The following is a 9,035-nucleotide window of genomic DNA, read 5'->3' as shown; positions in this document are numbered from 1 at the left end:
CCCTCCAACTAATTCTGATGCAACCATCATTGAGTCAATCATCAGGGCTCCGGCATCACACCCGGAGGCAAGACTCGTGCCCGAACAGGCAAGGAACGTCGTCAACGCCCCCCGCCCCTACGGCCAGGCCGCCAGCTGGAACCAGACCGACTTGCCGTACGGGTTGAGGGTCCACCCCCAGTTGCGGGAGAGGTCGCCGACGATGGCGAGGCCGCGGCCGGAGCCCTCCAGGTCGTCGGGCCGCTTCAGCCGCGGGACCTCGATGCAGGAGTCGTAGACGTCCACGGTCAGCAGCTCCTTCTCCCCGCCGACCGTGATCCGAATGGGCGTGTCATCGGAGACGTCCGCCGAGCCGTACGCGATGGCGTTGGTGACGAGTTCCGAGGCCAGCAGTTCGGCGATTTCCGGGACGTCTCCGGCCGCATTCCAGTCCGCGGCGACATCACGCACGAATCGACGGGCCGAGGCGACGTTTCTCGGGTCGCGTGGTAGCCACTTTTCCCCCAATGGAGAAAATGCCGGATTCATCGCATAGCGGCATTCGGTCAGTGCCGCGCTCGCTTTGATGGCCTCTTCCATGATTTTTCTTCCCGTCTCGGATTTCGTATGTTCAGATTGCCAAGACCCCACTACCCTCGGTAGCGAAACGCTCACGAAGCGCTCGGATTGGAGTTCAACAGCCTTTTGTTGAACTCCGGTTAGGAGGGAACTGTGGCCGACCTCTACACGCCCCAGGCAATATGGGGCAGGGAGTTGCGTTACTACCGGAAGGCAGCCGGCCTCACCCAGGGAGAGCTCGCCGAGAAGATCCATTTCAGCGAGTCCCTGATCAGCGGGGTGGAGACGGGACACCTCCCGGCCAGCCCGGAGTTCGCCGAGGCGTGCGACCTCGCCCTCAACACGGGCGGCGCCCTCCTCCGGCTCCTCGACTGGCGGAAGGGCCAGGTCTTCCCCTCCTGGTTCGGAAAGTGGCGGGACAAAGAAAGCGTCGCCGTCACGCTCCGGACCTACGAGCCACTGATGGTCCCCGGGCTGCTCCAGACCGAGGCTTACGCACACGCCCTGCTGGGCGATGACGAGGCCGTCGCGGCCCGCCTGGGGCGTCAGAGCATTCTGACCCGCGAGAACCCGCCGACCCTCCGCTGCGTGATCAGCGAGACGGTCCTCAACCTGCTGGTGGGAGGTCCCGATGTCATGCGTGAGCAACTGGAGCACATCGCCGCGATCGCCAGCCCGCGAATCAGCGTGCAGGTCGTTCCCTCCGGTCACGTCCGTTCCGGCCTGCTGGCCGGATTCGCGATCGCGACCCTGGAAGACGGTGGCGAGGTAGCGTATTTGGAAACGGCCATTCGCGGACTGACGACCGGCGACCGGGACGACATCACAATGGCCGTCCAGCGGTTCGAGGCCATTCGCATCCAGGCCCTGCCGCTGAACATGTCGACGGACCTCATTAAGAGAACGGCGGAGGAGAAATGGACCTGAGCAAGGCACGGTGGCGCAAGTCAAGCCTCAGCGGCAACAACGGCGGAAACTGTGTCGAGGTCGCGGAGCTCGAAAACCTCACCGAAGGCCCCGCCCACAAACCCGGACACCCCCAGCTGATCACCGTACGCGATTCCAAAAACCCGCACGGCCCCAGCCTCTTCTTCACCCCCGCCGAATGGACCGCCTTCATCAACGGCATCAAGGCCGACGACTTCGACCTCCGCTGAATCCCCGACGCCCCCGGCCGCCCGGGCAACCACCTCGGCGGCCGGTCGCCGTCCATCCGCGGTCGGGGTTTCCGGTCCGCTGCCGCCATGCCCTCTGGAGGTTCCGGCCGGTCGTAAACTGAGGGAAGTCCCACGTCAACGCGTTCAGCCGGAGTCTCCGCGCCGTCTTCGGCCAGGAGCGCGGGTCCGGGGCGGAAGGGGGTGAGACGCCGATGGGCGAGCGGTTTCCCGACGGACCCCTCTCCCCCGCGGAGCGGGCCGCCCTGGAAGATCTTCTGATCGCGGAGCACGAGAGCACGACGCTCCAGATCGCGGCGCTGACGCGCGACTGGGACGACCTCGTGGAGTCGTCGACGCTGGTGGCCAACGACGACGAGCACGACCCCGAGGGCGCGACGATCGCGTTCGAGCGGGCTCATCTCCAGTCCCTGCTCGACAGAGCCCGCAGCCACCTCGACGACCTCGGCCAGATGGCCGAGCGGCTCCGCCAGGGCACCTACGGCGTGTGCGAGGGCTGCGGGCAGCCCATCCCCGTCGAACGCCTGCGGGCACGCCCGACCGCGCGAACCTGTGTCGGGTGCGCGGCCCGCAGGTGATCACCGCGGGCCTCCCTGCCTTCAGGGATGAGAAGACCCGTGGCTCTCGGTGACGCTCTTCGCCGCCTTCACGTGGTTGCCGTCGGCGTAGATCCTGCCGCTCTTGCCCGGGCCGATGAGCGGTCGGTGACGTTCACGTAGCCGAACCGCCTGCTCCCGGCCCCGCATCGGGTCTGGACCCGGCCGGAGTGGCCAAGCGTGTGATCCGGCCCGGTAGTCGTACGATCTTCATCGCAGGCGGCCCGTATCCGACCCGACACGGAAGGCGACGACATGGCCAGGACCTTTCAGCATCGCACCTACACGATCCAAGAGGGCCTGATGGAGGAATGGGTGGAGAAGTGGCGATCGAAGATCGAGCCGCTCCGCCGTGAGTTCGGGTTCGAGATCCATGGCGCCTGGGTGGATCACGAGCGGAACCAGTTCATCGTGGTCCTCTCGTACGACGGCCCGGAAGGCTTCCGGGAGCGGAACCAGCAGTACTGGGACTCTCTCAACCGCCTCGAATCGGGCGTGGAGCCCCTGCTCTACCTGGCGGGCCGGGTGATCCGCGAGGTGACCCCCGCCTACTGACGGATAATTTCATTGCCGCTATGTGAGACGTATCTGCTATATCTCCCTGTTATCGCTACAGAGCAGGCCGAGGAAGCCATGCAATGTCCTGCCGACCTCATGGATCTCACTTGGGTCGAGGCGGCCGGCAAAATCTCCGAGCCGGGAGACATCCGTGGATCTCATCTGGTCGATGAGTACGCGAGTCACCTTGCCGTTCAGTTCGATCTCGGGGCGGAAGACCGCAGGACCCGCACTCGTCGAAGTTGGCGCGACGACCAAGGTGGAGAGCCTGGTGAAGACATCCGACTGCAGCACCACCGCGAAACGTTCGCCGCGTTGTTCATGGCCGACCGTGTCACGAGGAGCACGCATCCGAATCACCGAACTCGCGCTGGATCGCTCGGATCTCGGCCAGATCATCCGGATCGTTGGCCAGTCTCTCCGCATCGGCACGGGCCTGTTCCAGCCAGCGCAGTCGTCCTGCGATACGGATCGCCTCGCGGATCACATCGGTGGTGGGCCTGCCCTCGGAAGTCAGTTCGGAGAGGATCTTCTCTGTGTCCGAGTCGATCTCGACAGTCAACATGCCCATATCTTCACTGTACGATCAGGTAGCCCGCAGGACTTCGATCGAATCTGGTGAACAGCCGGATACTCCGGGTAGTCGCTCGTGGTACGCGGCTTGGCAGGTCTGGCCGTCACGGGTCTCGTGGTCTCGCTTCTACCGTGCTTCCCATGGACACCCCAGATCTCCTCATCCGCAACGCCTCCCTCCGCGGCCGTCCCGGCAGATGGTCACTGGCGGCGACGGGCGGGCTGCTCAGCCTCGTCGCCGAGGACGACCCCGACCTCGGCCCGGCGGCCGATGTGACCGTCGACGCCGACGGCGCCCTGGTCACCGAGCCGTTCGTGGACGCCCACCTGCACCTGTGCAAGGCACACACCCTCGACGCGGCCGGCCCCGCCGCGCTGTCGAAGTACACCGGCCGCGCCATGGGGGCCGCGATGGGAGCCATCGAGACGGCCGCCGCCGTCAAGGCCGGTCAGACGCGGCAGGCCGTCCTGGAACGGGCCCGGCCGGTACTGGTCGAGTCCGTGCGGCACGGCGTCCGGGCCGTGCAGGCCTTCGCCGACATCGATCCGGCAGCGGGGCTGACCGGGGTGGAGGCGCTGCTGGCGCTGCGCGAGGAGTTCCGCGGCGTGGTCGACGTGCGGGTGGTGGCGTTCCCGCAGGACGGCCTGCTCCGCGAGCCCGGCACCGAGGAACTGGTCGCCGAGGCCGTACGGCTCGGCGCCGACGTGGTGGGCGGCATCCCGTGGATCGAGTGGACCGACGCCGACGCCGCCGAGCACGTACGGCGCATGGTCGATCTCGCACGGCGGCACGGGCTGCGCGTCGCCATGCTGGTCGACGACGCCGGAGACCCGGGGCTGCGGACGACCGAGATGCTCGCGCGGGAGTTGCTGGAGCGGAACATGATCGGGCGCGGCAGCGCCCAGCACGCGCGGGCGATGGCCCTCTATCCCGAGCCGTACCTGCGACGCCTGGCCGGGCTGTGTCGTGCGGCGGGGCTCGGTTTCGTCAGCGACCCGCACACCGGACCGCTCCATCTACCGGTCTTCGAGCTGGCCCGCGCCGGGGTTCCGGTCGCACTGGGGCAGGACGACGTCGAGGACGCCTACTACCCGTTCGGGCGGCACAACCTCCTGGAGGTGGCGTTCCTGGCCGCGCACCTGCTCGACGCCCGCACCGACGCCGCCCTGGAACGGCTGTACGACATGGTGACCGTCGACGCCGCCCGGGTCGTCGGCCTGCCCGCCCACCGCCTGGAACCCGGGGCTCCCGCGGATCTCGTCGTCCTTGAGGGGCGGACCCTTCGCGAGGCCCTGACCCGGCACGCACCGCCCCGCCATGTCGTCGTCGCGGGCCGGGTCGTGGCCTCGTCCACCCGGCACACCGCCTTCGGAGCCGGTGTCCCCCGCTGAAGGACACGCGTGCCCATTGACCCGTCCCCGCAGGCCCGCCGGGCACGATCGTGTCCCTGCGGGTGAACAGGCGCTGAGAACCGCCGCCCGGGCGGCGATATCCGTGCCACGGCGGGCCTGGACCTCGACCGCTCAGCCGAGCGGGTTGTCCTTCTCTCGCAGCCTCTCCAAGGCGGGCCCGTACATGCGGGCCTTGATGGTGCCGAGGGTGGCGCCGCCCTTGGCAGTCTGGGCCCGAGCGATCTCCATGGCGGTCCGCCGCACGGCGTCCTCGTCCACCGCGCGGTCGACGATGGCGGCGGCCAGGGCGTCATGGCCGCCGTAGCGGCGCGCGGTGGTCATCGCCTCGTGCGCGGTCTGCGGGGACAGCCGGGCCTGGATCAGCGCGGACATGCCCGGAGTGAACGGGATGTTGATGTCGGCTTCCGGCAGGCACCAGTAGCCCCGGTCGGCGCGCATCACCCGGAAGTCGTGGGCCAGGGAGAACATCGCGCCGGCCGCGAAGGTGTGCCCCTGCAGGGCGGCCACGGTGACCATCGGCAGGGTCAGCACCCGTGCCAGGAGCTCGTGAACGCTGACCACGTAGTCCCGGTGCCGGTCGGCGTTGGCGAACAGCCAGTCCAGGTCCAGGCCGTTGGAGAAGAACTTGCCGGTCGCGACGGTCACCAGGGCACGGGGGCCCTCCGCCTTCTCCACCTCGTCCAGCGCGGCGTCGACGGAGGCGATCCAGTCGGGGTGGAAACGGTTCTCGGTGTCCCCGATGTCGAGGACGAAGACGTCGTCCTGGCGGTCGAGCGTGGGCATGCCTGATTCCTTTCGCGGTTGTCGCTCATGCACACCTGGCCCGGCCGGGATCGGCAGCCGCGCCCGCGACGAGCGAGCCGCCGAACATGAGCGCCTTTCTGACGTCGAAGACCGGCAGGAACTTGCGTCGGCAACGATGCTACTAGCGAGTAACTACGGCGAATCGCATATTACATCGAAGCAACTCATTTGTCCGCAGGATCAACTCCGGGCGGCAAGCCCCTGCCCGCTACCGGCGGGTCATCCGACCGCCCCAAGGTTTTGAAATCCTGTGGCCGACCACCTCGGGTCCCTTCGCTTACCGTGGGAGCAGGTTCCCTGCCGTACCGACCGCCGGCCCGGCACACCGTCGGCTCGGGCATCGCCGCCGCCGGACACCATGCCGCGTTCTCCGCCAGAGCCGGAGTTCGAGATCTCCACCCGCGAGGAGATGCGATGACCAAGGTCAGGAACGCTCTCGCAGCCGGTGCGATGACGGCCTCCGCCCTCCTCGCCCCCATGATGACGCCGGCTCCGTCCGCCGTCGCGGACACCGCGGCCTCGAACGCCTCGCCCACTCTCGGCTCCGCCCAGAAGCCCTGCCGCGAGCACAGGCACCCCGAGAGGTGCCGCGCCCGGCGCGGTCACCACGGCGACCACGGCATCATCGGCGGTGACGGTGTCGGCATCGGCGGCGGCATCAGCGACAACAGGGCTCCCGGCAACAGAGGCGGGGCGGGGATCGACAACTGACAGGACCGCGGACGGCTCGCGAGGCACTGCCGCGTTCCTCGGCGCGGGCCACGAACATGCGGCGCCCCGGGCCGGTGCGGACCGGCACTTCCGCCGAGGAACGTCACGAAATGATCACGAACCGGCCCCCGACGTGTCGCAGGACTACCGCCCGGCCTCGTGCGCGTCGACCAGCCGCTTGGGGGCCGTCAGGCACCACGCCTCGGTGACCAGCTCGAACAGCTCATCCGGATCGATCTTCGCGAGGTGCACCACGACCCAGCCGAACCGGCCCGCGGTGAACTGGACCTCGAACACCTCCGGCCGCTCCGCCACCAGCGCGATCTGCTCGTCGATCGTCGCCTTGAGACCCACCGTCTCCGTGTCTCCCCACAGGTAGCCGAAACCCTTGCCTCGGACCTTCAGCGAGGTCCAGCTGCCGGAGTCGTTCTGCTGCACCTCGGGAAGCCTGTCGAGCATCTCCAGGAATTCACCAACACTCACACCCATGGGCCACGTCTATCAGAGCGCTCCGACAATCCCCGCGAAACCGCCCTGCCGTCGAAGGCCACCGCGGGCACGGCCCGGCCGGGACCTCTCACGCCAAGGGATCGCACATCCCGCGCAGCACGATGGCGAGGCCGCCGTAGAACTCCTCGTCGGCGCCGACGAGACGCGCGTGACCCGCCGTCTCGGCCATATACGGAAAGTCGGCAGGGGCGAGCCCGGCGAAGACGGTCGTGCCCGCGCCCGACAGCGGGCCCAGATGCTCCAGCTGGACCGCGCCGATCACGTAGCTCAGCAGGCCGCGCAGCGCGACGACCCGGTCCGCACCCGCCAGGCCGGCCTCGGCGAGGATGCCGAGCACCGCCTCCGACCAGCGCAGCACGCCCGCGGAACGGTGCCGATGGGTCATCGTCAGCGGCACGATGTGCGGGTGCGCGCCCACCTGGTCGCGCAACCTGCCGACCAGTGTGGTGACCCGTTCGCGCCATGACGTCCCCGGCGGCGATGAGACGTCGACGCCGCCGAGCACCAGCTCGACCACGAGCCCTTCCACTTCCTGGCGGTCGCCGACATAGCGGTAGAGCGCCATCGCGCTCATGCCGAGTTCCGCGGCGACCGCGCGCATCGACAGGGCCGCGAGGCCGTCGCGATCGATGACGGCGAGGGCGGCGGCGGCGATCTGGTCCTGGGTGAGCGAACGCGGGCGTGGCATGGCGGTTGAAAGTGTACGGCATACGCCTACAATTGTAGGTATATGCCGTACGCCTACAAGGGAGTTCCGATGCGTCTCCAGCCCGGCTCCACCGTCTCCGCCCGCGAACTGTCCTCCGTCACCGGCGCCGCGGCCCCCGTCCCGGACCGGGACCATCTCGTTCACCTGCAGTTCCGGCGCTTCGCCGGCTGCCCGGTCTGCAACCTGCACCTGCGCTCCTTCGTCACCCGGCACGCCGAGATCGAGGCCGCCGGAATCCGCGAGGTGGTGGTGTTCCACTCCTCCGCCGAGGAACTGGCCGAGCACGCCACGGGCCTGCCGTTCGCCGTCATCGCCGACCCGGACAAGAAGCTGTACGCGGAGTTCGGCGTGGAACAGGCGCCCCGCGCGCTGCTCGACCCCCGGGTCTGGCCGACCATCGCCCTGGCCGTCGTACGCGCCCTCTGGGCGATCGCCCGCGGGCGGGAGCGTCCGCCGTCCATCCGGCCGCACGGCGGGCGGCTCGGGCTCCCCGCCGACTTCCTGATCGCCCCCGACGGCCGGGTGGTCACCCGCAAGTACGGCGAGCACGCCTACGACCAGTGGCCGGTCGACGAGGTGCTGACCCTGGCGGCCCGCGCACGCCGGGCGGTGACCCGCTGAGTCAGCCGTCTTCGCCGGGGAGGGTCTCGCCGGTCTCCAGCAGCGTCTTGAGGCTGGACAGGATCTGCGGCCACCCCTCGCCGAAGCTCTCCGGCAGGGTGCTGCCGGGGTCGAAGCCGTCGTGGACGACCGTCAGCTTGACCATCCGCCCGAGCGGCTCGATGTCGAAGGTCACCTTCGACCTGCGCTCCCCGGCCCACTGGGCGGCGACCTTCTCGTCCAACTCCCAGGCCTCGGCGAACTCCGGGGTGAAGGTGTGCCAGGAGTAGGCCAGCCGGCGGTAGGGATCGGATTCGAGAACGACCTGCTCGGGGTCGGCGATCCTCACCCCCCGCTCCTCCCAGACCATCGGCGACCCCGCCTTCCAGTCCGACTCGAAGCCGACCCCCCAGTAGCGACGGGTGAAGGCGGGGTCGGTCAGCGCCTGCCAGAGCCGTTCCGGCGTGGTGCCGATGTAGGTCGTGTAGACGAACTCGGGGTTGCCCATCGGTTCCTGCTCCAATGCTCTCTTCAGATCGGCGAGCGCGCGCACCCGGCCGCGGTCGTACCGGTCGATCCAGCGCTCGGCGATGGCGTTGATCGGCGCGGCGTTGAGGTAGTGCAACTTCTCCCGGCCGCTCCGCACCGTGGTCACCAGGCCGGCCGCCTCCAGCACTGCCAGATGCTTGCTGACGGACTGCCGGGCCATGTCCAGCCCGGCGCACAGCTCGCGCAGGCTCTGCCCGTTGCGGGCGTTCAAACTGTCGAGCAGCCGGCGGCGGCTGGCATCGGCCAGCGCCTTGAAAACCTCGTCCATCCTGTACCACC

The 9,035-nt window shown here is 68.8% G+C and carries 14 protein-coding genes; 7 read left to right on the top strand and 7 right to left on the bottom strand.

The window, feature by feature from the left end:
* Window positions 1-117 precede the first annotated feature (117 nt).
* Entirely contained in the window at window positions 118-528 is a 411-nt protein-coding gene (locus tag AB0J58_RS34765) for an ATP-binding protein (RefSeq protein WP_364223942.1), read from the bottom strand.
* A 183-nt stretch (window positions 529-711) separates the two neighbouring features.
* On the opposite strand from AB0J58_RS34765, the gene AB0J58_RS34760 reads away from it, so the two are divergent.
* The 4 genes from AB0J58_RS34760 to AB0J58_RS34745 all read left to right on the top strand — a co-directional run bounded on the left by AB0J58_RS34760 (window position 712) and on the right by AB0J58_RS34745 (window position 2,884).
* A complete protein-coding gene (locus AB0J58_RS34760) occupies window positions 712-1,485 on the top strand; it encodes a helix-turn-helix transcriptional regulator (RefSeq protein ID WP_364223912.1) in 774 nt (257 codons plus the stop codon).
* Entirely contained in the window at window positions 1,476-1,715 is a 240-nt protein-coding gene (locus AB0J58_RS34755; protein ID WP_364223910.1) for a DUF397 domain-containing protein, read from the top strand. The genes AB0J58_RS34760 and AB0J58_RS34755 overlap by 10 nt, the downstream gene beginning before the upstream one ends.
* Before the next feature lie 212 nt (window positions 1,716-1,927).
* Complete coding sequence (locus tag AB0J58_RS34750) at window positions 1,928-2,311, top strand: TraR/DksA C4-type zinc finger protein (RefSeq protein WP_364223908.1); 384 nt, start codon at window positions 1,928-1,930, stop codon at window positions 2,309-2,311.
* A 273-nt stretch (window positions 2,312-2,584) separates the two neighbouring features.
* Window positions 2,585-2,884 (top strand): NIPSNAP family protein, encoded by a 300-nt coding sequence (locus AB0J58_RS34745; RefSeq protein ID WP_364223906.1) that lies wholly within the window; start codon window positions 2,585-2,587, stop codon window positions 2,882-2,884.
* A gap of 36 nt (window positions 2,885-2,920) precedes the next feature.
* Here the strand turns inward: AB0J58_RS34745 and AB0J58_RS34740 are convergent, their stop codons facing one another.
* Both AB0J58_RS34740 and AB0J58_RS34735 read right to left on the bottom strand, forming a co-directional pair.
* Window positions 2,921-3,238 (bottom strand): type II toxin-antitoxin system PemK/MazF family toxin, encoded by a 318-nt coding sequence (locus AB0J58_RS34740; protein WP_364223904.1) that lies wholly within the window; start codon window positions 3,236-3,238, stop codon window positions 2,921-2,923.
* Complete coding sequence (locus AB0J58_RS34735) at window positions 3,222-3,458, bottom strand: hypothetical protein (RefSeq protein WP_364223902.1); 237 nt, start codon at window positions 3,456-3,458, stop codon at window positions 3,222-3,224. Before AB0J58_RS34735 ends, AB0J58_RS34740 begins: the two co-directional genes overlap by 17 nt.
* 143 nt (window positions 3,459-3,601) lie before the next feature.
* Between AB0J58_RS34735 and AB0J58_RS34730 the strand changes: the two genes are divergently transcribed.
* Window positions 3,602-4,852, top strand: a complete 1,251-nt coding sequence (locus AB0J58_RS34730; protein ID WP_364223900.1) for an amidohydrolase family protein — start codon at window positions 3,602-3,604, stop codon at window positions 4,850-4,852.
* Window positions 4,853-4,984: 132 nt separating this feature from the next.
* Here AB0J58_RS34730 and AB0J58_RS34725 read toward each other — a convergent pair whose 3' ends face one another.
* Window positions 4,985-5,656: an enoyl-CoA hydratase-related protein gene (locus AB0J58_RS34725; protein WP_364223898.1), complete on the bottom strand. Its 672-nt coding sequence runs from the start codon at window positions 5,654-5,656 to the stop codon at window positions 4,985-4,987.
* Between the two features lie 435 nt (window positions 5,657-6,091).
* Here AB0J58_RS34725 and AB0J58_RS34720 point away from each other — a divergent pair, with 435 nt between their 5' ends.
* Window positions 6,092-6,388: a hypothetical protein gene (locus tag AB0J58_RS34720; protein WP_364223896.1), complete on the top strand. Its 297-nt coding sequence runs from the start codon at window positions 6,092-6,094 to the stop codon at window positions 6,386-6,388.
* Window positions 6,389-6,532: 144 nt separating this feature from the next.
* Here the strand turns inward: AB0J58_RS34720 and AB0J58_RS34715 are convergent, their stop codons facing one another.
* Window positions 6,533-6,877 (bottom strand): MmcQ/YjbR family DNA-binding protein, encoded by a 345-nt coding sequence (locus AB0J58_RS34715; protein ID WP_364223894.1) that lies wholly within the window; start codon window positions 6,875-6,877, stop codon window positions 6,533-6,535.
* An 88-nt stretch (window positions 6,878-6,965) separates the two neighbouring features.
* Window positions 6,966-7,586, bottom strand: coding sequence for a TetR/AcrR family transcriptional regulator (locus AB0J58_RS34710; RefSeq protein WP_364223892.1), 621 nt, complete (start codon window positions 7,584-7,586; stop codon window positions 6,966-6,968).
* 69 nt (window positions 7,587-7,655) lie between these two features.
* Between AB0J58_RS34710 and AB0J58_RS34705 the strand changes: the two genes are divergently transcribed.
* A complete protein-coding gene (locus tag AB0J58_RS34705) occupies window positions 7,656-8,228 on the top strand; it encodes a peroxiredoxin-like family protein (RefSeq protein ID WP_364223890.1) in 573 nt (190 codons plus the stop codon).
* A 1-nt stretch (window position 8,229) separates the two neighbouring features.
* On the opposite strand, the gene AB0J58_RS34700 is transcribed toward AB0J58_RS34705, so the two are convergent.
* The gene (locus tag AB0J58_RS34700) at window positions 8,230-9,024 is read right to left on the bottom strand and encodes a metalloregulator ArsR/SmtB family transcription factor (protein WP_364223888.1); all 795 of its coding nucleotides are present in this window, start codon (window positions 9,022-9,024) and stop codon (window positions 8,230-8,232) included.
* Between the last annotated feature and the right edge of the window lie 11 nt (window positions 9,025-9,035).

Source organism: Streptosporangium sp. NPDC049644, assembly GCF_040675205.1.
GTDB classification, from domain to species: Bacteria; Actinomycetota; Actinomycetes; order Streptosporangiales; family Streptosporangiaceae; genus Streptosporangium; species Streptosporangium fukuiense.
The sequence above is the reverse complement of the archived record's forward strand: the minus strand, read 5'-3'. Positions and strand labels throughout refer to the sequence as shown.